This is a genomic window from Bradyrhizobium sp. 1200_D9_N1_1, from assembly GCF_052075915.1.
In the GTDB taxonomy this organism is placed as follows: domain Bacteria; phylum Pseudomonadota; class Alphaproteobacteria; order Rhizobiales; family Xanthobacteraceae; genus Bradyrhizobium; species Bradyrhizobium diazoefficiens.
The window spans coordinates 5,708,160-5,731,213 of record NZ_CP197226.1 but is presented as its reverse complement, the minus strand read 5'-3'; the positions used below and the strand labels follow the sequence as shown (position 1 = coordinate 5,731,213).

22 protein-coding genes are annotated in these 23,054 nt (G+C 64.8%); 16 read left to right on the top strand and 6 right to left on the bottom strand.

The window, feature by feature from the left end:
• Positions 1-45 precede the first annotated feature (45 nt).
• The 13 genes from AB5K84_RS27830 to AB5K84_RS27770 all read left to right on the top strand — a co-directional run bounded on the left by AB5K84_RS27830 (position 46) and on the right by AB5K84_RS27770 (position 9,634).
• Positions 46-858, top strand: coding sequence for a lytic murein transglycosylase (locus AB5K84_RS27830; protein ID WP_011086640.1), 813 nt, complete (start codon positions 46-48; stop codon positions 856-858).
• Positions 859-1,056: 198 nt separating this feature from the next.
• Positions 1,057-1,278 carry a hypothetical protein gene (locus AB5K84_RS27825; protein ID WP_008137329.1) on the top strand — a complete coding sequence of 74 codons (222 nt, stop codon included), beginning with the start codon at positions 1,057-1,059 and terminating at the stop codon, positions 1,276-1,278.
• Between the two features lie 12 nt (positions 1,279-1,290).
• Positions 1,291-1,713, top strand: a complete 423-nt coding sequence (locus AB5K84_RS27820) for a hypothetical protein (RefSeq protein ID WP_011086641.1) — start codon at positions 1,291-1,293, stop codon at positions 1,711-1,713.
• Between the two features lie 379 nt (positions 1,714-2,092).
• Entirely contained in the window at positions 2,093-2,539 is a 447-nt protein-coding gene (locus tag AB5K84_RS27815) for a MaoC family dehydratase (RefSeq protein ID WP_011086642.1), read from the top strand.
• 101 nt (positions 2,540-2,640) lie between these two features.
• Positions 2,641-3,153 carry a hypothetical protein gene (locus tag AB5K84_RS27810; RefSeq protein WP_011086643.1) on the top strand — a complete coding sequence of 171 codons (513 nt, stop codon included), beginning with the start codon at positions 2,641-2,643 and terminating at the stop codon, positions 3,151-3,153.
• Positions 3,154-3,449: 296 nt separating this feature from the next.
• Entirely contained in the window at positions 3,450-4,604 is a 1,155-nt protein-coding gene (locus AB5K84_RS27805) for a helix-turn-helix transcriptional regulator (RefSeq protein ID WP_011086644.1), read from the top strand.
• 231 nt (positions 4,605-4,835) lie between these two features.
• Complete coding sequence (locus tag AB5K84_RS27800) at positions 4,836-5,810, top strand: helix-turn-helix transcriptional regulator (RefSeq protein ID WP_038966269.1); 975 nt, start codon at positions 4,836-4,838, stop codon at positions 5,808-5,810.
• A 74-nt stretch (positions 5,811-5,884) separates the two neighbouring features.
• A complete protein-coding gene (locus tag AB5K84_RS27795; protein ID WP_038966270.1) occupies positions 5,885-6,133 on the top strand; it encodes a DUF6894 family protein in 249 nt (82 codons plus the stop codon).
• A 192-nt stretch (positions 6,134-6,325) separates the two neighbouring features.
• Positions 6,326-6,742 carry an autotransporter domain-containing protein gene (locus AB5K84_RS27790; RefSeq protein ID WP_011086646.1) on the top strand — a complete coding sequence of 139 codons (417 nt, stop codon included), beginning with the start codon at positions 6,326-6,328 and terminating at the stop codon, positions 6,740-6,742.
• A gap of 371 nt (positions 6,743-7,113) precedes the next feature.
• Positions 7,114-8,232, top strand: a complete 1,119-nt coding sequence (locus AB5K84_RS27785; protein ID WP_011086647.1) for a helix-turn-helix transcriptional regulator — start codon at positions 7,114-7,116, stop codon at positions 8,230-8,232.
• 229 nt (positions 8,233-8,461) lie between these two features.
• On the top strand, positions 8,462-8,719 hold the full coding sequence (locus AB5K84_RS27780) for a hypothetical protein (RefSeq protein WP_038966271.1): 258 nt from the start codon (positions 8,462-8,464) through the stop codon (positions 8,717-8,719).
• Complete coding sequence (locus AB5K84_RS27775) at positions 8,712-8,891, top strand: hypothetical protein (RefSeq protein WP_244944546.1); 180 nt, start codon at positions 8,712-8,714, stop codon at positions 8,889-8,891. Before AB5K84_RS27780 ends, AB5K84_RS27775 begins: the two co-directional genes overlap by 8 nt.
• A gap of 14 nt (positions 8,892-8,905) precedes the next feature.
• Complete coding sequence (locus AB5K84_RS27770) at positions 8,906-9,634, top strand: sulfite exporter TauE/SafE family protein (RefSeq protein ID WP_011086649.1); 729 nt, start codon at positions 8,906-8,908, stop codon at positions 9,632-9,634.
• Here AB5K84_RS27770 and AB5K84_RS27765 read toward each other — a convergent pair.
• Entirely contained in the window at positions 9,631-12,819 is a 3,189-nt protein-coding gene (locus AB5K84_RS27765; RefSeq protein ID WP_011086650.1) for an efflux RND transporter permease subunit, read from the bottom strand. The two genes, AB5K84_RS27770 and AB5K84_RS27765, sit on opposite strands and share 4 nt — an antisense overlap.
• Before the next feature lie 160 nt (positions 12,820-12,979).
• On the bottom strand, positions 12,980-14,224 hold the full coding sequence (locus AB5K84_RS27760; protein ID WP_011086651.1) for an efflux RND transporter periplasmic adaptor subunit: 1,245 nt from the start codon (positions 14,222-14,224) through the stop codon (positions 12,980-12,982).
• Between the two features lie 201 nt (positions 14,225-14,425).
• Between AB5K84_RS27760 and AB5K84_RS27755 the strand changes: the two genes are divergently transcribed.
• Positions 14,426-15,031: a TetR/AcrR family transcriptional regulator gene (locus tag AB5K84_RS27755; RefSeq protein WP_038966275.1), complete on the top strand. Its 606-nt coding sequence runs from the start codon at positions 14,426-14,428 to the stop codon at positions 15,029-15,031.
• Positions 15,032-15,068: 37 nt separating this feature from the next.
• Here AB5K84_RS27755 and AB5K84_RS27750 read toward each other — a convergent pair whose 3' ends face one another.
• The 4 genes from AB5K84_RS27750 to AB5K84_RS27735 all read right to left on the bottom strand — a co-directional run bounded on the left by AB5K84_RS27750 (position 15,069) and on the right by AB5K84_RS27735 (position 20,544).
• Positions 15,069-16,553, bottom strand: coding sequence for an amidase (locus AB5K84_RS27750; protein WP_236842237.1), 1,485 nt, complete (start codon positions 16,551-16,553; stop codon positions 15,069-15,071).
• Between the two features lie 369 nt (positions 16,554-16,922).
• Positions 16,923-18,290 (bottom strand): MFS transporter, encoded by a 1,368-nt coding sequence (locus AB5K84_RS27745; RefSeq protein ID WP_038966276.1) that lies wholly within the window; start codon positions 18,288-18,290, stop codon positions 16,923-16,925.
• Positions 18,291-18,364: 74 nt separating this feature from the next.
• The gene (locus AB5K84_RS27740) at positions 18,365-19,894 is read right to left on the bottom strand and encodes an aldehyde dehydrogenase (RefSeq protein WP_011086655.1); all 1,530 of its coding nucleotides are present in this window, start codon (positions 19,892-19,894) and stop codon (positions 18,365-18,367) included.
• On the bottom strand, positions 19,891-20,544 hold the full coding sequence (locus AB5K84_RS27735; protein WP_011086656.1) for a GntR family transcriptional regulator: 654 nt from the start codon (positions 20,542-20,544) through the stop codon (positions 19,891-19,893). The genes AB5K84_RS27740 and AB5K84_RS27735 overlap by 4 nt, the downstream gene beginning before the upstream one ends.
• A gap of 141 nt (positions 20,545-20,685) precedes the next feature.
• Here AB5K84_RS27735 and AB5K84_RS27730 point away from each other — a divergent pair, with 141 nt between their 5' ends.
• Entirely contained in the window at positions 20,686-21,459 is a 774-nt protein-coding gene (locus AB5K84_RS27730; RefSeq protein ID WP_038966277.1) for an alpha/beta fold hydrolase, read from the top strand.
• Positions 21,460-21,824: 365 nt separating this feature from the next.
• The gene (locus AB5K84_RS27725; protein ID WP_038966278.1) at positions 21,825-23,042 is read left to right on the top strand and encodes a multidrug effflux MFS transporter; all 1,218 of its coding nucleotides are present in this window, start codon (positions 21,825-21,827) and stop codon (positions 23,040-23,042) included.
• Positions 23,043-23,054 lie beyond the last annotated feature (12 nt).

The following is a 23,054-nucleotide window of genomic DNA, read 5'->3' as shown; positions in this document are numbered from 1 at the left end:
ATGCGCGCGCGCGAGCCGGTCGCGCCCTAAGGAGAGGAACGAGCAATGATCAAGGGCAGGATAGTCGCGACGGCGGTGATTGGCGCGGCCGCGCTGCTTCTCTCTCTGCCTGTGGCCAACGCCGCGCAATGCGGCAGCTCGCCGGCCGGGTTCGAAGGCTGGAAGCGCGAATTCAGCGCAGAGGCGCAGGGCAAGGGCATTGGCCCGACCGCGATCTCGGCCCTGATGCAGACGAACTACGCCAGCGCGACCATCGCAGCCGACCGCGGCCAGCGCAGCTTCTCGCTGTCGCTCGACCAGTTCCTGGCCAAGCGCGGTGCCACCACCATCGTCGCCAAGGGGCGCCAGCTCAAGCAGTCGCAGGCGGCCTTGTTCGCCTCGATCCAGCAGCGCTACGGCGTTCCGCCCGGGCCGCTGATCGCGATCTGGGGCATGGAGACCGGCTTCGGCAGCCAGCGCGGCAACCAGAACATGCTGTCGTCGATCGCGACCCTTGCTTATGACTGCCGTCGCCCCGAGTTCTTCACCGACCAGCTCTATGCCGCGCTGAAGCTGATCGACCGCGGCACCCTGTCGGGCGCGACCCGCGGCTCCATGCACGGCGAGGTCGGCCAGACCCAGTTCATGCCCAAGAACATCCTGGCCTATGGCACCGGCAATCTCGAGGTTGCCGCCAATGCGTTGAACTCGACCGCGAATTTCCTGAAGGCCCATGGCTGGCGTGCGGGAGCCGGTTACCAGCCGGGCGAGCCGAATTTCGCCGCGATCGAGGCCTGGAATGCGGCCGGCGTCTATCAGAAGGCAATTGCGTTGATGGGACGACAGATCGACGAGGGCGGAACGGCCGCCTCGCGCTGACGGGAGCCCCGTTTCAAACGGGGCTCTCGATGCTTGTTTTGATGCGTTTTCTTGACGCGAACCGGCATCCACTTCGCTCGAAAACGCTCTTGCTCAGCAAGGCGTGATGCGCCGGCGCGAGAAAGTTGTTGCTATCAGGAACTGACGGCATGAGGTTTGCTTTGATCAGATTCAGGGCTGGGCATGAGGAGACTCAACATGGCAACCCAGATCGTGATGGACCAGACTGGCGACACACGCCACGAGTTTGATCCTGGCAATGCCGAAGCGCTGGCGCGGGCCGAACAGCGCTTTCGGGAGCTGACCGGAGCCGGCTTCACCGCCGCCTTCCGTACCGGGCCCGGCGAAGTGACCCGTATCAAATCGTTCGACCCGACCGCGCAGGAAACGCTGTTCTATCCCCGCTTGGTCGGCGGTTGATCTGAGCTGCCCATGTTCGCGGCACTCCGGTTCCGCGCGCCAGCGCGTGCTCGTTTGCATGCGCTGCGCGAACTCTACCGTCGCTTCTTCGGCGAGAACACGCCGGATGCGCGCGGCCGTCGGCTTCTGGCCGATTGGCTGTCACCGGCGCAGCGCGCCCAGTTCGAGCAGCACCGGTATTTCGACGTGATCGGCTGCGATACCGGCAAGAGGTATCGCATCCACTACGGCACGGCCGCCAACGTCCACGAAATCGACGACGCCGGCATGGCAACGATGGGATGGTGCTTCGTCCCGACAGGCTTCCTCGTGCCCGGCGACGTGATGCTCGCGCAGAAGATCGCGCTCGAGACGGATGAAAAGTCAGCGCTGGCGCTCGCCAACAGGTTTCCGCCGGCAACGCATTCGGAGCATTTTTACCGGCGGCCGTTCTAGCGCAGGGCGCTCAGGAGTGCGTGGTGCGATAGGCATCCAGCGCATGCGCCGCGAAGACGCCGATGCTGCAAAGGGCGAGGAGGGCGGAGATCAGCTCGATCATAGCTCATCCTCCCGCGGCGGCTGGGCGACGAGATTTTGGCAGCAGGAATAGTCCAGGATCAGATTGAGAAGGAATTGCATGGTGGCCGTCCCTGTATGATTTTGACAACCAGATAACCGGCCATCTGTTTCAGGCGTGTTTCGTCGCTCCGGAAAAGGGGTTTCGCGGGGAACCCTGGGCTGGTTTGTGCGCGGCAGGCCCGCTACATCGCGCTTTTAGTTCAATTCCTTCGGGCCGCGCGTCTTCGCGGGCGGTCCTGCTTTGCGAGGCAAAATCATGGCGCAGGTCGAGTGGTTCGACGATCTCAGCATCGGGATGCGGTTCAAATCGCCGGAGGTCGAGGTCACCGAAGCCGACATCAAGCGCTTCGCGGCCGAGTTCGATCCGCAGCCGATGCACCTCGACCACGAGGCCGCCAAGGGGACCCTGTTCAATGGGCTCGCTGCATCAGGATGGCACACCGCCGCGATTGCCATGAACCTCGCGATCCAGACCCGGCCCTTCGGTCCGCATCCGCTGATCGGCGCGGGCGTCGACGGGCTGCGCTGGACCATTCCGGTGCGGCCCAATGACCGCCTGCATCTGGTCGGCGAAGTGATGAGCCTGACGCCGTCGAAGTCGAAGCCGCAGGGCATCGCGCTGGTGAAATGGACGATGTTCAACCAGAACGGCGAGGAGGTTTACACCTTCACCCCGATCGCGATCGTGCCGCGGCGAGCCTAGGACGCAAGCCGCCTGCCGCTGGCCTTGCCCGCGGCCTGAAGCCCTTGCGGGTCGTCGGCAGAGGTGGTCATCTCGGCCTCGGGAACACGCTGGAGGCCGACATGAGACGATTCCTTCTCGCCGCCGGAATGCTCGCAGGCGCCTTGAGCGCAGCCGCCTTGAGCTCGAGGCCCGCGCTGGCGCAACAATCCAAGGTCGGCGACTGGACCATCGAGAAGCGTACGCAGGATACGCATTGCAATGCGAGCCGCGGCTACAAGGACAAGGAGGACGAGAACCGCGACTACGTCATCGTCATCACCTATTCCGACAAGGCCATCGTGATCGTGATGATCTACGACGGCTGGGAGTGGGACAAGGTCGGCGAGATCCTCCGGGCCGACGTCGCCACCGATGACGCCGATATCATGAAGAAGGCGAAGTGGGAGGTGATGGACAAGACCACCGTGCGCGGCATCTTCGAGTTCGACCAGGCGATCATGGATCGCCTCTCGAAGGCCAGGCGTCTCACGCTCGATTTCGAGGACGATGACGAGGACAGCATCGAGATGCAGATCCCGCGCGCCGGCGAGGCGCTCGCCGCGCTGAAATTCTGCGAGGAGAACCGGAAGTAAGTCGCAGAGGCCGGTCCGCAAGGCAGGCAGGCGACAGCAGGCGATCGCCGCGAGCGGGCGCGTGACTCTTCGCACACTGTCCGGTCGCTGTTCGCATTAATCCTAGTCTTTGGCGGAAACGTCCAAGCCGCATCCTGCGGTTGACGTTACGCAAGGATGATGTTCGATATTCCAGCATTGCGCTGTCGCATTTTTTCTCCGTCCAAGGCGGCGATCGGCCGGCCTGCCTCCCTCAGTTCCCGACGCGCTCGTCCCCCTCGCCACCGGGGCAACACGCAGACCCCATCGTCCATCCGATGACGATCCTCCAGGCAAACCGGTTCTCGTCGCTCGTCGGCGAGATCTATGATGCAGCGGCCAATCCCGCGCTGCGGAGCGCCGCCTTGGAGCAGGTTTCGAATTTCGTCGGTGGATGTGCCGCGACCATCCTGTCCAGGGATGCAGCCAGGCTCTCGATCGAGATCCACGAGCATTTTGGCACAGACACTCGGTTCCGTCAGCTCTATCGCGACAGATATGTCGAACTTGATCCCTTGCTCGACCGCCATCTCGACTTCGCCGCGGGCCAGACGGTCGGCGTGGCCGACATCATGCCCCAGTCCGACTTCGAGGCAAGCAGCTTCTACCGAGAGTGGGTGGAGCCGCAGGGAGCGATAGACCTCGCAACCGTGACGCTCGAGAAAACGGTCGCGCGCACCACGATCTTGCAGGTGCTGCGTCACCGGTCCCGCGGGACCGTCGACGACGCGATGCGCGAGCGTATGCGCCTGCTCGCGCCTCACATCCAGCGGTCGCGGGTCATGGGTCGCCAGATCAGGGCGCGCTCGCATACCGTGGACGATCTTGCCGATGTCCTGGACGGACTGAGCACGGCGATCTGCCTGCTCGACGCAGAAGGGAGAGTCGTCCATGCCAACGCGTCGTGCCGTCAGCTCTTCGTCGACGCCAATCTCCTCGCAATGGTCGGCGACAGAATAGTTGGCCGCAACACCCAGGCTGACAAAATATTCCGCGGCCTGTTCGAATTTTCCGCGGATGCAGGAACTCATTCAAACGGTCGCCGTCAGGTCGAGCTCGTGACATCGTCCGACGGACATCATTATCTGCTCCATGCCGTTCCGCTGAGGCGGGAGCGCCATCTGCCGCGTGACGGAGCTGCCACCGTGCTCTTCGTTCAAAGGGCCACGATGGTGTCATCGCTCGTGCCCGATGCGATCGCAGTGGCGTTCAGGCTGACGCCGTCCGAATTGCGCGTGCTGATGGCGATCGTCGAGATCGGCGGGGTTCCCGACATTGCGGCCAAGCTCGGTATCGCCGAGACGACGGTGAAGACGCATCTCAGCCGGCTGTTCGAAAAGACGGGCGCCGGCAGGCAGGCCGACCTCGTCAAGATCGCCGCCGGATTTGCGGCACCGTTTGGGCGGCAGACCGGCGCCGGCGATGCGGTGTGATCCAATTCACATCGCGGATCATGAGTTCGCGCAATCTCAATCCATTGTGATGAGCAAGGTGCGTGTGTCCTCCGAACGTATGACGCGTATCATTTGATACTTTCGTATATGGCCGCCACTTGAAATGAGAAGGGCAGCGTGCGCCACGGAACATTGCGCACCGGCACCGAACGCGCGTGCGGGGAGACGACAGCGCGTGGCCGGGCCTGCTCGTTGGTTGGAGAGATTGCAGTGAGCGGCAAGGATGAATTTTCAATTTTCAATGTTTCAACGGACCACATTCCCGAAGACGAGCGCGTACCGCTCCTGCGCGAATTCTACTGCCGCGGCGTGCTGAAGGCGGAAGTCGAGGTAAGGGAAGGAAAGCCGGCCGCGGCGAGCTTCACGTCCCACGTCTTGCCGGAAGCCCAGTTGCTGATCGGCGGATTGTGCGGAGCGCGGGTCGTTCGCACGAAGCATCTGGTTGCAGATGGCGACGACAGTCTCGCCCTGATCGTGAACAGGTCGGGCGTTCTCGGTATATCCGAGCGAGGACACGATTTGAGGCTTCGGGCGGGAGAGGCGGTCCTGACCAGCGCGGAGGACGTCACGATCTTCGAGCGCCTCTCGCTCGGAAGCGGCTTCTCGCTGCGCGTGCCGAGACGCGTGCTGGCCCCGATGATCGTGGATGTCGACGATGCGGTGATGCGCGTCATCCCGGAGAGCACCACCGGGCTACGGCTGCTCGTCGACTACGCGATCGCGCTGGTGCACGAAAAGGTGCTGGCGGTGCCTGCGATGCGGCAGCTCGGCGTCGCGCATCTGCATGATCTCCTGGCGCTCGTTCTCGGCGCCACGGATCACGCCCGGGAATCGACCGGACGGCGCGGCATCAAGGCGGCGCGACTCCAGAAGGCGAAATTCCTCATCGTCAACAATTGCTGGCAGCAGGATATCTCGGTGGCAAATGTTGCCCAAGAGCTCGGCGTGACCCCGCGCTATCTCCAGCGGCTGTTCGAGGCCGACGGCAAGACCTTTTCGTCCTTCCTCACCGAGCAACGCCTCAAGCGTGCCCATCGCATGCTGCGCGAGCCTGACTTCGCCGAGCGGCCGGTGAGTTCGATTGCCTACGATGTCGGTTTCGGAGATCTCTCTTATTTCAACCGCTGCTTCCGGCGGGCCTATGGCGCGACGCCGAGCGACGTCAGGAGCGGCGAAGCGCTGTAACGCACCCCGACCGGATTTAGTAGATCATGACGCAGCGTTGCGTGCGGAAACGGCGCCTGAAGCCGGAGTGTTGAATGCACCGTTTCTTCTTCGACCTCCTGGTCGGCAATATCGTGAAGATCGACCCGGGCGGCATGGTGTTCGAACATGCCAAGACGACCATCGTGGTGGCTGACGAGATGGCGCGGCATCTTTTCGTCTGGCGCGACGACCTGCGCGATCGCGACGCCTGGATCCGCGTCAGGGACAACAGCGGGCGCGAGATCTATCGCGCCGCGGTCTGGGCCGAGAGCGCGGAGAGGGCGGGCTGGGACCAGGTGTAAGCCGCGCAGGCGGTGTCACAACTCTGCACCAGTTCCGGGCGAAGCGCGCTCGGTTCGTTCTGAGCCGCGACCCGGTCGCCTCCGTCCAAGTCGAATACGACGGACATTTCTGCTTTAGCGCTCAGCGAATCCAATTCGCAGCGGCAGCCTCCTCCGTTTGGAGGGGGCTGCCGACAACGTGCCTGTGCGCCGGTGGGGCGAGATGGCGGCGACCGAGGGACTGGAAATGAATGTGACGGCAACGGCGATCTGCTGACGCCGACGGCGCGGCTGCGCTACGTCGCGGGCCGGTTCGATGGCTACAGCGAGACCGGCTCGGCGCAAGGCCTCTCGGTCGGCGGCCGCACGCTGCAGGATTTCGAGGAGCGCGGCGAGGTCGATCTGTCCTGCGTGACCAGCCTCGCCGGCGGCGAGCTCAAGGCCAACATCCATTGCGGCGTCATCGCGCTCCAGCGCGTCGGCGACACCACCATCAGCACGGTGCTGCTCGGCCAGAACTTCTCTTTCGTGACGCCCGGTAGCCGCAGCACGGTGGTGCCGTCGCCGGCTTCGGCTTCGACTACCGTACCAGCCGCAACGTGTCCGTGTTCGGCGCGGTCGAGGGCATGATGATGTCCGACCAGAGGCGCACTGGCACCGCGAGGGGCGGCGTTCGCGTCGCGTTCTGAGCCGGCATTAGCCCCGGCGGCTTGAACGCGACGCCCGCCGGCCGGGCTCCATCCGCCCGGCCGGCGCATCCTCCGATCGGAGGATGCCGCGTGCCGCGGTTGTGGTACGCTTGGTGATATTGATCACTCATGCCATTCATTGCCATGCACGGACCTCGTAAGCTGCCCGTTGCTGGATTCTCGAATCCGCTCGTCAACTGATCGGTGAAATCACGATCGGAGTTGAACCTTTTGGTCCCGTGACAGACTCAACTAAGCCGCCGGGCACGAAGAACATTCCACAGTCTCGATGTTTGACCACTGGCTCTTCCAATGCCCCGACCTCCCAAACATGACGAGTTGATCGAGAGTATATATGACGCGGGTCTCCACCCTGAGTTGTGGAGCGACGTCGTCGTCATGGTTAATGCGTTCATCGGCAGCCAGGCCTGCGGCCTGATTTCGAAGGATCCGGTCAGCAAGTCCGGCGCGACGCATTTCTATTGCGGGGTCGATCCGCACTACATCCAGCTCTATTCCGAGACCTACGCCCGCTACGATCCTCTCGCCAGGCTCCCCCGGTACGGCGAGGTGCGCAACATCCCGGATCTCGTGAATTTCGAGGAATATCGCCGCGGCCGCTTCTATCAGGAATGGCTGCGTCCACAGGGCTATGTCGACGTGGCGAACGTGGTGCTGGAGCAGTCGAAGTCGCCGTGTCCGATGTTGCTGACGGTGATCCCGGGCAGGGAGATGCTCAATGCGGAGCAGCGCGCGCGCATGCAGTCGCTGGTCGCGCACGCCAGCCGGGCGCTGCTGATCAACCGGGCGATCGAGCGAAAGCAGCAGCGAGCGATCGCGCTGGCCGATGTCGTGGACCGGCTCAGTGCCGGCGTCATCCTGCTCGATGCCGCCTGCAATATCGTCCACAGCAATCCTGCCGCGGAAGCCATTCTGGCCGCGGCTGACGTCCTGCGGTCGGTCTCGGGCCGGCTCGTGGCGCGATCCGCCGAGGCAAATCTGGCCCTGCGCGATATCTTCCGCGACTCCGGCGAGGTTGCCGTAGCTGCGGCGGCCGGTCGAAAAATCCCGCTGAGATCCGATGGCGGTTCCTACTATATCGCGAACGTCATCGCGCTGCCGTCGTTGCTGCGTGATGGCGCGACGGAGCGCACGCCGGCCGTCGGAGCCCTGTTCGTCTGGAAGGCGGAACTCGACGGCCGCTCGTGTGCCGGCCTCGTCGACCGCACGTTCGACCTCACGCCGGCGGAATTGAGGGTCTTGCAGTCGATCGTCGAGGTCGGCGGCGTGCCGGAGACGGCGATTGCGCTCGGCATCGCAGAGACGACGGTGAAGACGCATCTGCATCGCGTCTTCGCCAAGACCGGCGTTTCTCGTCAGGCGGATCTCGTCAAGCTCGTGGCGGGATTTTCCAATCCGCTCGTGCACTGACGCGCATTCGCGTCGCGGGCGGCGTCGCTGCAGCCCGCCATAGGTTCAAACAGACACATCATTAGAAAGTTATCGCGGGTCATTCGATCGAATGACGCGATTTGCCGCGTGCCCCTCTAGGAGATGTCACACGATCTCTTGTTCGACGCGTTCGTGTTTTTGTGAAGCAACTCACAGCGAGCGGAAGTGAATCCCGTCAATCTCTGGTGTAGGTCGAAAGGAGATTGTCATGCGAACGACGTCACCGGTTTTGGCTCGCAAGTTCCGCGACATCGTCGCGCGTATGGGCGCGGCGTTCCGCGCGCAGCGCGCGATCGACGCGCGGCGCGCGTTGCTGCGCTATCGCCATCTGCTGGAGCAGCCGCACGACCCATTGCCTTTGAATGAAATCATTCCGGTCAGCAACAAAGAGGATATTGCAGACAATGCCCACGGATCTGATGCGCGCGAGCGCGCCGCCGGCGACCCCACGTTCGAGCGTGCGTAACGTCAACATCGTCGCAATCGCCGCGACCGTGGCACTCGTCACGCTTCAACTGGTTGGCCTTGCGATGCTGGAACGCTCTCACGCGAACGCGATGCATGTGTCGTTTCCGCGCGAACCGCAAGTTTGCTCGGAAAACGTCGACGCTGCCGTCTCGCAAATTCCCTACGATTGACCGGAGGACGGTCCGTGCCTGATGTCACGACACTGGCTCTGCTCAGCGTTGCCGTATTCGCCGGCGCCTTCGTTTCGGGGCTGTCGGGATTCGCATTCTCGGCCGTAGCCGGCGCCATCCTGCTCCGGGTGTTTCAGCCGCTGGAGGCCGTGCCGCTGATGATGGCGTGCAGCATCGGCGTGCAGGCGACCAATCTGTGGGCGCTTCGGCGCAGCATCCGCTGGGAAGGCAGTCTGCTGCTGATCGTCGGCGGATTGATCGGCGTTCCCATCGCTGTGTCGCTGTTGCAGTCCACCGATACGCATCTGCTCAGGCGCGGCTTCGGCGTCATCGTCGCGCTCTATGCCGCCTACATGCTGCTGCGGCCGACGCTGGTGACGGCCGGCGAGGCCGTCGGCCGGCACTGGGTGGCGCTGATCGGCTTCGGGGGAGGGTTGGTCGGCGGGCTGACGGCCATGCCGGGCGCGATCCCGACGATCTGGTGCGACATGCGCGGCATGCCCAAGAGCGAGCAGCGTGGCCTGGTGCAGCCGTTCATCGCGGCGATGCAGGTCTTCGCCATCGCGCTGCTGGTCGGACACCAGGACCTGTCGTCAAAGGTCTTCGTCGATCTCGCGGTCAGCCTGCCGGCGCTGTTCGCCGGCTCCGCGCTCGGCGTGATCGCCTTTCACCGCGTCAACGAGACGGTCTTTCGCAAGACCGTGCTCGTTCTGCTGCTGGTGTCGGGGATATCACTGATCTAGTGCGTGAGTCCCTGGACCGGCGCGGCGCTGATGTCGCTGCCGTGGTGCGTCAGCGGCTTCATGCCGGTGACGGTCCGCAGCAGCACGTAGAACACCGGCGTCAGGAACAGGCCGAACACGGTGACGCCGATCATGCCGGAGAACACCGCGACACCCATCGCGCGTCGCATCTCTGAGCCTGCGCCGGTCGAGAGCACCAGCGGCAGGACGCCCATGATGAACGCCATCGACGTCATCAGGATCGGACGGAGCCGCAGCCGGCTCGCCTCGATCGCGGCGCGGATCGGGGTGCGCCCGGCGAATTCGAGCTCGCGCGCGAATTCGACGATCAGGATCGCGTTCTTGGCCGAGAGCCCGACGAGAACGATGAGGCCGATCTGGGTGAAGACGTTGTTGTCGCCCTTCGAGAGCCAGACCCCGAACATCGCCGCGAGCAGACCCATCGGCACGATCATGATGATCGAGAGCGGCAGGGTCAGGCTCTCGTAGAGCGCGGCCAGCACCAGGAACACCAGCAGGATCGCCAGCGGGAACACCCAGATTCCGGAATTGCCGGCGATGAACTCCTGATAGGTCAGGTCGGTCCATTCGAAGGCAAAGCCGGGCGGCAGCACTTCCGCTGCGATCCGCGTCGCGACTTCCTGCGCCTGGCCCGATGAAAAGCCGGGCGCGGCCGCCGCGTTGATGTCGGACGACAGGAAGCCGTTGTAGCGGATCGCGCGCTCCGGACCCGCACTCTGGCGGATCTTGAGCAGTGCGGACAACGGCACCATGTCGCCGGAGGACGAGCGCACCTTGAGCTGCCGGATGTCGTCGGCCCGGGCGCGGAACGGCGCGTCGGCCTGGACGCGGACGGAATAGGTGCGGCCAAACTTGTTGAAGTCGTTGACGTAGTAGGAGCCGAGGTAGATCTGGAGAGTGTTGAACACCTCCGTCACGGGCACCCCGAGCTGGAGCGCCTTGGTGCGGTCGATGTCGGCGAAGAGCTGGGGCACGTTGACCTGGAAGCTCGAGAACACGCCGGCGATCTCCGGCGCCTTCTGCATCGCCGCCATGAACGCTTTGGTCGCCTCGTTCAGCGCCTCATAGCCGAGGCCGGCGCGATCCTCGATCTGCAGCTTGAAGCCGCCGATGGTGCCGAGGCCGTTGACCGGCGGCGGCGGGAACATGGCGATGAAGGCTTCCTGGATGCCGGCGTATTTCTTGTTCAGCTCGGCCGCGATGGCATTGCCGCTCAGGGCTGCACCCTTGCGCTCGTCGAACGGCTTCAGCGTCGAGAACACGATGCCGGCATTGGACGAGTTGGTGAAGCCTGAGATCGACAGGCCCGGGAAGGCGACAGAGCTCTCGACGCCTGGCTGGGTCAGCGCGACGTCGCTCATCTTGCGGATCACCTCTTCGGTGCGGTCGAGCGTTGCCCCGTCGGGCAGCCGCGAGAAGCCGACCAGATATTGCTTGTCCTGGCCCGGCACGAAGCCGCTCGGCACCTGCTGGAACAGGAAGGCGGTGAGGCCGACCAGCACGACGTAAAGACCCATCACCGCGGCCTTGCCGGAGATCACCTTGGTGACGGTGCCGCTGTAATTCTCGGATGAACGCGTGAAGGCCCGGTTGAAACCGCGGAAGAACCAGCCAAGGCCCTTTTCCATGATGATCGTCAGCCGGTCCTTCGGCTCATTGTGGCCCTTGAGCAGCAGTGCCGACAACGCCGGGGACAGCGTCAGCGAGTTGACGGCGGAAATCACGGTCGAGATCGCGATCGTCAACGCGAACTGCTTGTAGAACTGCCCGGTCAGGCCGGAGATGAAGGCGAGAGGCACGAACACCGCGATCAGCACCATGGCGATCGCGATGATCGGGCCGGAGACCTCGCGCATCGCCTGATAGGTCGCATCGCGCGGCGACAGCCCGGCCTCGATGTTGCGCTCGACGTTCTCGACCACGACGATGGCGTCATCGACGACGATGCCGATCGCGAGCACCAGGCCGAACAGGCTGAGCGCGTTGATGGAGAAGCCGAACACGTGCATCACGGCAAAGGTGCCGACGATCGACACGGGCACCGCCAGCAGCGGAATGATCGAGGCGCGCCAGGTCTGCAGGAACAGGATCACGACCAGCACCACCAGCGCGATTGCCTCCAGCAGCGTGTGGATCACCGCCTCGATCGAGGAGCGCACGAACTGGGTCGGATCGTAGACGATCTGGTAGGACACGCCCTCGGGCATGTTCTTCTTGATCTCGGCCATGGTGGCGCGGACGTGGTCGGAAATCTGCAGCGCATTGGAGCCGGGCGCCTGGAAGATCGGGATCGCCACCGCCTGCTTGTTGTCGAGCAGCGAGCGCAGGCCGTATTCGGACGCCCCTAGCTCGATGCGCGCGACGTCGCGCAACCGCACCACTTCACCGCGCGCGCCGGTTTTGACCACGATGTCGCCGAACTGCTCCTCGTTCGCGAGCCGCCCTTCCGCATTGACGGACAGTTGCAGGTCGATGCCTTTGACGTTCGGGGAGGAGCCGACCACACCGGCGGCGGCCTCGACGTTCTGCGCCTGGATCGATTTGACGATGTCGCTCGCGGTCAGCCCGTGTTCGGCCGCCTTCTGCGGGTCGACCCAGACCCGCATCGAATAGTCGCCGGCACCATACAGCTGGACGTCACCGACGCCGTCGATCCGCGCCAGCCGGTCCTTGACGTTGAGCACCGCATAGTTGCGCAAATACGTCATGTCGTAGCGGCCGTTGGGCGACAAGAGATGCACCACCATGGTGAGGTCGGGCGAGGACTTCTTGGTGATGATGCCGAGCTGGCGCACCACGGCCGGCAGGCGCGGCTCGGCCTGCTGCACGCGGTTCTGCACCAGCTGCGTCGCCTTGTCGGGGTCGGTGCCGAGGCGGAACGTCACCGTCAGCGTCATCGCGCCGTCGGTGGTCGCCTGGCTCGACATGTAGAGCATGCCTTCGACGCCGTTGATCTGCTCCTCGATCGGCGTCGCCACCGTCTCCGCGATCACCTTCGGATTGGCGCCGGGATAGGTCGCGCGCACGAGGACGGAGGGCGGCACCACGTCCGGGTATTCCGAGATCGGCATCGCGAACAGCGAGATGAGCCCTGCGAGGAAAATCAGGACCGACAGCACACCGGCAAAAATCGGACGATCGATGAAGAATTTTGAGAGATTCATGGCTTTGCCCCTGGGCAATATCTTGCGGCTCTCCGGACAGCTCCACCGTCATTCCGGGGCGCGCGAAGCGCGAACCCGGAATCCGGAAGTGATGTGCTCGGAGTTTCGTAACTTCGAGATTCCGGGTTCGCGACTTCGTCGCGCCCCGGAATGACGGTGATTAACGTTGCACCACGTCCTGGTTGCTGTGGTTGGATGCCGCTTGCTGCCCCCGCGCGCTCATCGCCGCGACCTCCGTCTTGAGGAGGGCGCCGGGACGCACGCGCTGCAGGCCGTTGACGACGATGCGGTCGCCGGGCTTCAGGCCCGCGGTGACGATGCGCAAGCCGTCGACCGCACCACCGAGCGTGATCGGACGGTAGACCGCGCGGCTGTCGTCACCGACCGCCATCACGAACTTCTTGTCCTGGTCGGTGCCGATCGCGCGCTCGTCGATCATCACCAGCGTCTGCTGCTTCGGCTGGCCCATGCGCACGCGGGCGAACTGGCCGGGGATCAGACGCCCGTCCTCGTTCCTGAACACCGCGCGGACACGGATGGTGCCGCTCTGGCCGTTGACCTGGTTGTCGATGAGCTGGATATGGCCTTTCGCCGAAAGGCCGCCTGAGGTCGCCATCTCCACCGGGATCTGGTCGAGATTGCCGCGCTTGCCGGAGGCGTCCGCGATCGAGTTCAGCGCATGCAGCACGACCTCTTCATCCGCATCGAAGGACGCGTAGATCGGATTGACGGAAACCAGCGAGGTCAGCACCGGGGAGGCGGTGCCGGCGGCAACGAGATTGCCGACGGTGACCTCGATCTTGCCGACGCGGCCGTCCACGGGCGCGCGCACTTCGGTGTAATCGAGATTGAGCTTCGCGGTCTGCAGCGTCGCTTCGGCCGCCTTGACGTTGGCGATGGCCTCGCGATTGGCGTTGTCGCGCTGGTCGTAGTCGCGCCGCGTGACGACCGCATTGCCGACGAGCTGCGCACCGCGCTCGAGCTCGCTCTGGGTGAACACCACGCGCGCCTTCGCCGCCTCGAGCTGGGCGTTGGCCTTGTCGACCTCGGCCGCGTAGGGCGCCGGATCGATCTTGAACAGCACGTCGCCGGCTTTCACCAGCGCGCCTTCGGTGAAGTTGGTCGACAGGATCGCACCGGCCACGCGCGGACGAAGCTCGACGCGTTGGATGGCCTCGAGCCGGCCGGAGAAATCATCCCACAGCACGGTCGGCCGTGGCTCGATCATCGCGACCGTGACGGAGACGGCCTGCTCGGCCGCGGCAGCCGTTGCGGTCGCCTGCGCAGCACGAAAGTAATGGCCGGTCGCGATCGAACCGGCCACGGCGAGGGCGCCCACGATGGCGGCGCCGCCGAGAAGGCGGCGGATACGGCCAGGGCGAGAGGTATTTTGGGAGGGGGGCATTTGCGCGCTCCAGATATGTAGTGTTCACTACAGATGTGGAGCTGGATACCGCAGCGCAAGATACTTATGTACCGTTTGCTAAGAAAATTGTAGCCACTTACCGCAAGCATTGGAAGGCGGAAGAGAAAATAAAGCTAGAACAAATAGATAGGATTTGACGTTAAGCTTCACGCAGAACGTGAATTCCGAGGAGACAGGCACATGGGCATGGGACGCCCCCGGGAATTCGACGCCGAAACGGCGTTGGACCAAGCGATGGAAGTGTTCTGGCGCCACGGCTATGAGGGCGCCACCATCGCGCAGCTCACCGAAGCCATGGGCATCAATCCGCCCAGCCTCTACGCCTGTTTCGGCAACAAGGAAGGCCTGCTGAAGGCCGCGCTCGACCGCTACACCAAGCTGCGTAACGTCTGGATGGACGGCGTGGTCTCGGCGCCAACCGCCCGCGAGGTCGCCGAGCGGATGCTGATGGGCATCGCCGACAAGCAGACCGATCCCGCCAATCCGCCCGGATGCCTGCTCGTGCAGGGCGGCATCGCCTGCGGCAGCGGCTCCGAGAATGTCCCCTTCGAACTCGCCGCCCGCCGCGCTCAGAACGAAGATCAGCTCCGCGACCGTTTTGTTCGCGCCAAGGCGGAAGGTGATCTCAAGTCGAGCTCTGATCCCGCCGCGCTCGCGCGCTACGTCTCTGCGGTCTCCGTCGGCATGGGCGTGATGGCGTCTTCGGGCGCAGATCGCGAAGCGCTGCGGCAGGTGGCGAGCGTGGCCGTGCAGGCGGTCGAGGCGCAATCGGCCGGGAGAACGTGACGGCTGCCAGCGTCGCCGGCTTCTGTCATCTCGTGGACTACATGGCAGGGAGCGACGGCGGCGGGACGAAGCCGCCGAACTCGCGCTCGATCAGCCCGGCCAGCGCAATCGTCGTGCGGTCCTCGAGGTAAGGCCCGATGATCTGGACGCCGATTGGCAAGCCCGTCGCCGTGCGCTCGATCGGAACGGCGGTCGCCGGCAGGCCGCAGGTCGATGCGGGATCAGCCCAGATGAAGCACGCATCGGAGTAGTTGTAGAGCTTTCCATCGATGTCGAGCTGCCGAGCGTCGAACGGTTCGGACTGGTCGTGCGGAAAGGCCGGCACGGCGGCCGTCGGGTAGATCACCGCGTCGAACTCGCGGAAGAAGAGCTGCCACCGCTGCTGCAACTGCAGGCGGGCCGCATCGGTCGCCAGCCACTCACGATGGATCATGCCCCAGCCGCGGGCGCGCTCGGCCTGCAGGCTGCGGTCGTCCGGCGAGAGTGCGGCGGCAAGTCCTTGCGCCTCCGCGAGGGCGGCCGGTGTCAGGCGCGGACTTCGCGCGGCGTTGAGCAGCTTCATGTAGAGCCGCGCGGATTCTGCGAGATCGGGCAACGACGTGCTCGCGCGCGCGACCCCCGCGCCGGATCGTTCGAGCCGTTTCGCCAGCCGTCCGATCGCGGAACGCACCGCGTCGCCCGTCGGCATCAGCGGATGGGTATCGATCACGAGGATCCTGAAATTCTTCAGCTGGTCATGTCGCGGCGCCGGCAGCGCAAGGCGATAGCCGATCCCGTCGCGCGTCTCGTCGGGTCCGGCAATCACGTCGAGCGCCAGCGCAAGGTCGGAGGCAGTACGCGCCATCGGTCCAACGACAGCCAGATCGCCCTGGCCGGGGACGGGCGGCGCCGGCGGCAGGCTGTATCCGCGCAGCGGGACCAGGCCGAGGCTCGGCTTGTGTCCGAACACACCGCAGAAATGCGAGGGGACCCGGATCGATCCGCCGATATCCGAGCCGATCGAGAGCGGACCGAACCCCGCGGCCAGCGCCGCTCCGCATCCGCCCGAGGAGCCACCGGGCGACCGGCCGAGGTCCCACGGGTTGTTCGTCGTCCCGTGGATGTCGTTGTAGCTCTGGAAATCCCGCAGCCCGATCGGGATATTGGTCTTGCCGATGATGATCGCGCCCGCCGCCTTCAACCGCGAGACGACGAGGGCATCTTCCTCCGGCTTGAAATCCCTGAAATGTGGAAAGCCCCACGTGGTCGGCAGGCCGGCGACGTTGAACGGTTCTTTCAAGGTCACGGGGATGCCGAGCAATGGCTGGCGCTCGCCGCGGCCAAGCGCGGCGTCGGCAGCGCGCGCGGCGTCCTTTGCGCGATCGAAATCGCGCACGATGACGGCATTGATCTTGCCGTCCAGGGCCTCGATGCGCGCGATCGTATGCGCGAGCAGCTCCGACGCCGAGATCTTGCGGGCGTGCAGGGCGCCCAGAAGAACGCTGATTGAGCCGTAGTCCAAGTCATCGGCATCTGCGGTCATCACGAACTCCATTGCATCTCATCGTCTCGGCGAGCCGATCCGGGGATGGAACATGCAATGTTGGGAGCGTGATGAGGAGGCAGCGCAACGGGAACCAGATCTGCCCGCCGGTCGGGGCGGGGGCTGGTCGCATTTGGGAGCCAGGAGACTGCCGGACGAACTCGGCCTGCATGGTTCGAGACGCCCGCTTTGGCGGGCTCCTCACCATGAGGGGCAGACATCCCGCCGCAAAACGCGATCTCATCCTGAGGGCCCGCCGTAGGCGGGCGTCTCGAAGGATGGGCCGCGGGCGAGCTTCCCGCCACGCCTTCTTATGCGATCGTCCCGACGTCGATGCCGGGGCGCCCGCAGACCAGCGAACAGTGATGCTCAGGAAGCTTCCTTGAGCACCGGCGAAGCCGATTCCTCGGCCTTGAGCTCCTCGAGGCTGCGATGCCGCGGCTCGATGCCGAGCGCCCAGACCGTGATGATCTGCACCACCAGCAGTCCGATCATCAGCGCCATCACGCCGGCCACGCCGCGCGTCTCGAACAGCGACACCACGAGGAATGGTGTGACGATCGTGGCGCCGCGCCCGAGCGTGTTGACGATGCCCGAAGCGCGCAGGCGGACCTCGGTCGGAAACAGCTCGGGGATGTAGATGCCGAACAGAAGCGCGACCAGGACGTAGATCGGCACCGTCAGCGCAAAGCCCACGGCCGGCAGCAGGATCGGATCGGAGATCATGGGGTAGAGGACGCCGAGCGCCACTGCGATCAGCGACGCGCCGATGATGGTCGGCTTCCTGCCCCAGCGGTCGGCGGTCAATGCGCCGATCGCCGCGCCGACGGGAGCGCCGATCGCCATCAGCAGCGAGTAGCCGAACGAGGTTGCGATCGAGAGCCCTTGCTTGACGAAGAACACCGGGAGCCAGGTCACGAAGCCATAGAGCAGGGTGTTGATCGTGATCAGGCAGACGGCGCCGACGATCATCCGCGACAGCAAGGGAGCAGTGAACAGCGTGCCGAGATCGGGGGACACTGGGGCCGGTGCCGTAGCTGCGGGAGGAGGCAAGGGCTGGCCTTGCGCCGCCTCCTTCTCGATGGCCTGCATCAGCGTTTCCGCTTCAGCGGTGCGACCGACCGCTTCCAGCCAGCGCGGGGATTCCGGCAACGACTTGCGCATGTACCAGACGACGAGCGCACCGACGCCGCCGAGCACGAACATGGAGCGCCAGCCGAACTGCGGCACGAGTACCGATGCGACCAGCAGGGCGACCGGCAAGCCGGTGACGACGCAGACGGCCGTGAAGCCGAGCCATTTTCCGCGGGTGCGCGCGGGCACGAATTCCGTCATCGTCGAATAGCCGACGACATTCTCCGCCCCTAAGCCGACCCCCATCACGAAGCGGCAGGCAATGAGGAAGGCCATGTTCGGCGAGAACGCGGCGGCGAGGGAAGCGATGCCGAAAAGCAGCAAATTGAATTGATAGGTGAAGCGGCGTCCGTAGCGGTCGCCGAGGAATCCGGTGCCGAACGATCCCAGCATCATGCCGACGAACGTCGCGGAGATGAAAGCCGCGTTCTGGGCGAGCGTCGAAAAGCCGGTCTTCAGCGTCACGCTGAGCACGGTCCCGGCGATGTAGATGTCGAAGCCGTCGAAAAACATGCCGATGCCGATCAGCAGCATGATGCGGCGGTGGAATGGCCCGACCGGCAGCCGATCAAGACGGCCGCCTGCGTTCACCGATGTCGACATTGACGCTCTCCCTTGACTGTTATCCCCGTTGATGCGGCCCACCTTCTCTGGGCGGTCTGCCGCTTGCAGTTTGGCTAGTTCAGTCGCTTCTGATTGGCCGTGTCGCGATACCAGTCGAACGGCTGCTCGTGGGTCGCGACCATCACGCTCTTGGTGTTGAAATGGTCGTTGAAGCTTTCGGTGCCGCATTCGCGGCCGATGCCGGAATCGTCGACGCCGCCCCAGGGCGAGGCCGGATCGAGCCGATGGTGATCGTTGATCCAGACGATGCCGGCCTTGACCGAGGCGGCGACACGATGCGCACGGGCGACGTCGCGCGTGCGGATGGCTGCGGCGAGGCCGAAGGGCGAGTCGTTGGCAAGCCGGAGCGCGTCGGCCTCGTCCTTGAACGGCGTTACCGACGTGAAGGGACCAAACACCTCCTCCTGGAAGATGCGCATGTCGGATGTGACGTCGGCGAAGACCGTCGGCTCGACGAAATAGCCGTTGTCGTGGCCCGGCACCTTCGCGGCAACACCGCCGGTGACGAGACGCGCGCCGTCTTCGTGACCGTAGCCCGCGTAGGTGAGAACGCGGTCGCGCTGCCGGGCGGAGATCACGGGGCCCATTTGGGTGCTCGCATCGAAGGGATCGCCGACGCGGATCGTGCGGGTCTTGGCCTGCAGCTTCTCGACGAACTCGTCGTAGATCGAGGCCTGGACGATGTGGCGCGAGGCGCAGACGCAGGTCTGGCCGGCGCCGATGAAGGCGCCGAATGCGGCGTAGTTGACGGCGCGGTCGACGTCGAAATCGTCGAACACCATCACCGGCGTCTTGCCGCCGAGCTCCATGGTCTGGTGCGCGAACACTCTCGCGGCTGCGCTGCCGGCGATGCGGCCGGCCTCGGTGCCGCCGGTCAAGACCAGCTTGTCGATGTCGCCGTGCTCGGCCAGCATCTTGCCGGCGCTCTGGCCGTGACCCAGCACGATATTGAAGACACCCGGCGGAAGGCCGGCTTCGGTGAAGATCTGCGCGAGCTTCAAGGTCGTCAGCGGCGTATATTCGGACGGCTTGACCACGGTGACGCATCCGGTCGCCAGCACCACGGCCAGCGACTTGCACAGGATCATCAGCGGATGGTTGAAGGGCGTGCAGTTGGCGACGATGCCGATCGGCGTGCGAAGCGTGTAGTTCAGATACGCGCCTTCCACGGGGATCACGGAGTCGCGGCGCGCCAGCGCAACGCCCGCAAAGTAGCGAAAGAAATCGGGCAGGCGGGAGAGCTGCGCGCGGGTCTCGTTGACCGGGCGGCCGTTGTTGAGGGTTTCCAGCCGGTACAGGCTGTCGAGATTGGCCTCGAAGGCATCGGCGAGCTTGTTGACCAGTCTGGCACGGGCGCGCGTATCCATGCCGCCCCAGGCCTTGCCTTCGAACGCGGCGCGCGCGCTCTTCATGGCGCGGTCGATGTCCTCGGCAGTTGAATTGGGAATGCGGGCAATGACGTCGCCGGTCGCGGGGTTGCGCACGTCGAGCATCGCGCCGTTGCCGGCTTCGACTTCACGTCCGTCGATGAAATTGCCGTGGGTTTCGACGTCGATCGACGCAGGTTTTGAAGGAATGTTCATGATGACCTCTCCTCGACGATGACGGCGTTGCGCTTGAGCGCCGGCAGAACGCGTTTTTCGGTGGCCCCGATATGAGCCTTGATGATGCGCGCCGCGGTTCGCGTCTCGCGGCTCTGCATGGCGTCGATCAGGGCGACGTGCTCGGCGACGAGCTTCGCGGGGTCGTGCCCCCTAAGGTTGGAGATGCTGACGCGGACCAGCCGGTCGGCCTGGCCGATCAGGTCGCACAGCGCCGTCGCCATCCGGCGATTGCCGGACGCATGCGCCAGCGCGGAGTGGAAGGCGCGATTGTAGGCGATGAAGTCCTCGTGGTTGCCGGCGAAGCGGCGAAATTCATCGAGCGATTTCAGGACACTGTCGGGCGCGCTCTCGATCGCCTCGGCAACGCAGGCCGGCTCCAGCGCAAGACGGAAGCGCAGGAGGTCGCGGGCGTCCGCCAGCGAGATCGGCGTGACCCGGTAGCCCTGGCGCGGCTGCACTGTCACGAGATGCTCGCGCTGCAGGCGCAGAAGCGCATCCCGGACCGGTTGCCGGCTCACTTCATAGCGCTCGGCAAGGTCCTGTTCGCGCATTTCATCGCCCGGCGCGAAGCGACAAGCTAAAATATCAGACCTGAGACGGTCGTAGATATTCTCGCGCAAAAGTATCATAGGTTCGGTCTCCTTGGCATTAATATCTCAATCGTGATATTTCACGTCAAGGGCCAAATGCTTGAATTCCCTGACAGTTGATTTATCAATCAGCGCCTCCGCGGCGCGCCAACGACCGACGAAGTGAGGGAAAGACCGGACATGGACAGGCTTCTTGCCAACGGGACCGTCAACGCCGCGCAATCGGGCGAGGGGCCGCCGCTGTTCCTCTTTCACTCGCTGTTGTCGGATCGCGCGAGCTTCGATGCGATCGTGCCTGAGCTTCAGAGGTCGTTTCGCACCATCGTGCCGGAGCTGCCGGGGTTCGGCCGTTCACGCCCGGTGGACGGCGGCCTTGCTGCGGTCGCGGACCGGATGGCCGAGGCCGTGCGCGAAGGCGCGGGCGGCGCGCCGGCGATCGTGCTCGGCAATGGTTACGGTGGGTTCGTCGCGTTGCAGATGGCGATCCGGCATCAAGAGATCGCCAGCAAGCTCGTTCTCGCCGACAGCGGCGCAGCGTTCTCGGAGCCCGGCCGCGAGGCGTTTCGCAACATGGCGAAGGCATCGCGCGAGAAGGGGTTGGAGGCCATCACCGACGTCGCGATGCGTCGCCTGTTTGCGCCCGAGTTCCAGGCGCAGCATCCGGAGTTGATGCAGGATCGTCGTGCCGCGTTTCTGCGGACGGATCCCGGCGTGTTCCGTGCCGCGTGCGATGCATTGGCGAGCCTCGATCTTCGAGCCGAGCTTGCCGCGGTGAAAGTTCCGGTCCTCGTTCTCGTGGGCGAGCACGACGAAGCGACGCCGCCGCCGATGTCGCGTGAATTGGCCGCCGGATTGCCACGCGCCGAGCTCAAGGTCATCCCGGGCTGCGCCCACGTGCCGCAGCTTCAATCGCCGCGACAGTTTCTCGGAGCTCTTCAAGGCTTCCTGTTTTGAAGACGCAGCGATGCCTTCCGAACGGTTAACGGTTCGGCCCGGCGGCGAATTCAGGTTTGGGGATCGTGCAATCCTGCGCCTGTCTTGCCCGACGTGTCAAACGTCCTCGCGGGCAAGGCGCGAGCCCGCGCGGCAGGAAATTCCTCATTGATTTGTACTGTGCATGGGGTTGTTTTCGCGTTTTTTGTTTGGACCCCCAGGTAGCGACGATCGGCACGTCAGCCGTCTGCATTGAACCGGTAGTCCTAAGAGTTTTTACACACAGTTCTGGCACGCTCCGCGCGTCCATATCCGCACCCCGCATCGTCGCCTCTCATTGCGCGCACGAAAAGATGGAACCCGCGGGCATCGAGGGGGCGTTGCCCATGACTGCACTTACTTCGGACGCCGGTCGTGCGAAGGGCGGGATCGTGCCGATCCTGTTGTGCGTCGTGCCGTTCAGCCAGATTCCGCTCGATGCCTATACGCCCGGCCTGCCGCAGATGGTGGTGGATCTTTCCGCCGATCCGGCGTCGATGCAGAACACCGTCACCGCCTACATGCTCGGCATGAGCCTCGCACTGGTGCCGGTCGGCATCGCCTCCGATACGCTCGGTCGCCGCAACGTCCTGCTCGCGGGGCTGTCGGTGCTCATCGCGATGAGCATTGCCTGCGCGCTCGCCACCAGCGCATCGCTGCTGCTTGCGCTACGCTTCCTGCAAGGCGTCGGCGGCTGCACCTGCCTCGTCGTTGCCTATGCGGTCGCGGCCGATTGCTTTCGCGGCTGCGAGCTCACCGCAATCTCCGGCCTGCTTGGCGCGGCCTGGGGACTTGCACCGGTGCTTGCGCCCGCGGCCGGCGGCTTCATCGTCGAGCTGACGTCGTGGCGCGGAGTGTTCGTCATCATCGCCATTGCCGCGGCGATCGTCGCCGCGATCGTCGTGCTGTTGCTGCCCGAGACGTTGCCGGGGGAGCGGCGCGCGCCGTTCGATCCGCGCCGCACGGCCGGCATCCTTCGCGCCGCGCTTGTTCGTCCCGGCTTCCTGGCCTTCGTGCTGGTCTTTGCCGCGGCGGCGAGCGCGCAACTGGCGTTCGGCGTCGTCGCGCCCTTCTTCTACCAGACCGGCCTCGGCTATTCGGCGGCCATCTACGGCCTCGTCGCGCTCGGCCTTGGCGGCGTCAATCTCGCCGGCGAGCTCGGCTGCGCACATTTCGCGCGCTTCATGCCGGCCCGCATGCTGGGGTTTGGCGCTTTCGCGCTGTTTCTCGCAGGCTCCGCGGTCCTGACCGTAACAGGCATGACCATCGGTCTCGATTTCGCATCGATCACGATCGGCGGCGCGCTGGTGCTCGGCGGCTGCGGAGTCCTGTGCCCGATGATGTACGGCATGGCGCTCGGCCTGTTCGAGCGTGACCACGGCCTGATCGGCGGCCTCATCAGCGCACTCTGCTATCTCGCGGTGAGCGGCGCCATGGCGATCGCGGCGGTGCTGCCCGAAGCAACGCAGGCGCCGATCGGCTGGCTTTATCTCGGCCTCTGCACTGTTGCGGGCACGCTGCTCGCGATCTCGCTGCCCGCGGCGCGCCACGCCACACAGACTTAAGGAAGGAACCAG

Coding starts and splice junctions, on each gene's coding strand:
- AB5K84_RS27740 (WP_011086655.1), bottom strand. CDS start 19,894: ATGAACATTCCTTCAAAACCTGCGTCGATCGACGTCGAAACCCACGGC.
- AB5K84_RS27785 (WP_011086647.1), top strand. CDS start 7,114: ATGCCCCGACCTCCCAAACATGACGAGTTGATCGAGAGTATATATGAC.
- AB5K84_RS27760 (WP_011086651.1), bottom strand. CDS start 14,224: ATGCCCCCCTCCCAAAATACCTCTCGCCCTGGCCGTATCCGCCGCCTT.
- AB5K84_RS27795 (WP_038966270.1), top strand. CDS start 5,885: ATGCACCGTTTCTTCTTCGACCTCCTGGTCGGCAATATCGTGAAGATC.
- AB5K84_RS27755 (WP_038966275.1), top strand. CDS start 14,426: ATGGGCATGGGACGCCCCCGGGAATTCGACGCCGAAACGGCGTTGGAC.
- AB5K84_RS27750 (WP_236842237.1), bottom strand. CDS start 16,553: ATGACCGCAGATGCCGATGACTTGGACTACGGCTCAATCAGCGTTCTT.
- AB5K84_RS27765 (WP_011086650.1), bottom strand. CDS start 12,819: ATGAATCTCTCAAAATTCTTCATCGATCGTCCGATTTTTGCCGGTGTG.
- AB5K84_RS27780 (WP_038966271.1), top strand. CDS start 8,462: ATGCGAACGACGTCACCGGTTTTGGCTCGCAAGTTCCGCGACATCGTC.
- AB5K84_RS27810 (WP_011086643.1), top strand. CDS start 2,641: ATGAGACGATTCCTTCTCGCCGCCGGAATGCTCGCAGGCGCCTTGAGC.
- AB5K84_RS27805 (WP_011086644.1), top strand. CDS start 3,450: ATGACGATCCTCCAGGCAAACCGGTTCTCGTCGCTCGTCGGCGAGATC.
- AB5K84_RS27825 (WP_008137329.1), top strand. CDS start 1,057: ATGGCAACCCAGATCGTGATGGACCAGACTGGCGACACACGCCACGAG.
- AB5K84_RS27830 (WP_011086640.1), top strand. CDS start 46: ATGATCAAGGGCAGGATAGTCGCGACGGCGGTGATTGGCGCGGCCGCG.
- AB5K84_RS27745 (WP_038966276.1), bottom strand. CDS start 18,290: ATGTCGACATCGGTGAACGCAGGCGGCCGTCTTGATCGGCTGCCGGTC.
- AB5K84_RS27735 (WP_011086656.1), bottom strand. CDS start 20,544: ATGATACTTTTGCGCGAGAATATCTACGACCGTCTCAGGTCTGATATT.
- AB5K84_RS27730 (WP_038966277.1), top strand. CDS start 20,686: ATGGACAGGCTTCTTGCCAACGGGACCGTCAACGCCGCGCAATCGGGC.
- AB5K84_RS27815 (WP_011086642.1), top strand. CDS start 2,093: ATGGCGCAGGTCGAGTGGTTCGACGATCTCAGCATCGGGATGCGGTTC.
- AB5K84_RS27820 (WP_011086641.1), top strand. CDS start 1,291: ATGTTCGCGGCACTCCGGTTCCGCGCGCCAGCGCGTGCTCGTTTGCAT.
- AB5K84_RS27725 (WP_038966278.1), top strand. CDS start 21,825: ATGACTGCACTTACTTCGGACGCCGGTCGTGCGAAGGGCGGGATCGTG.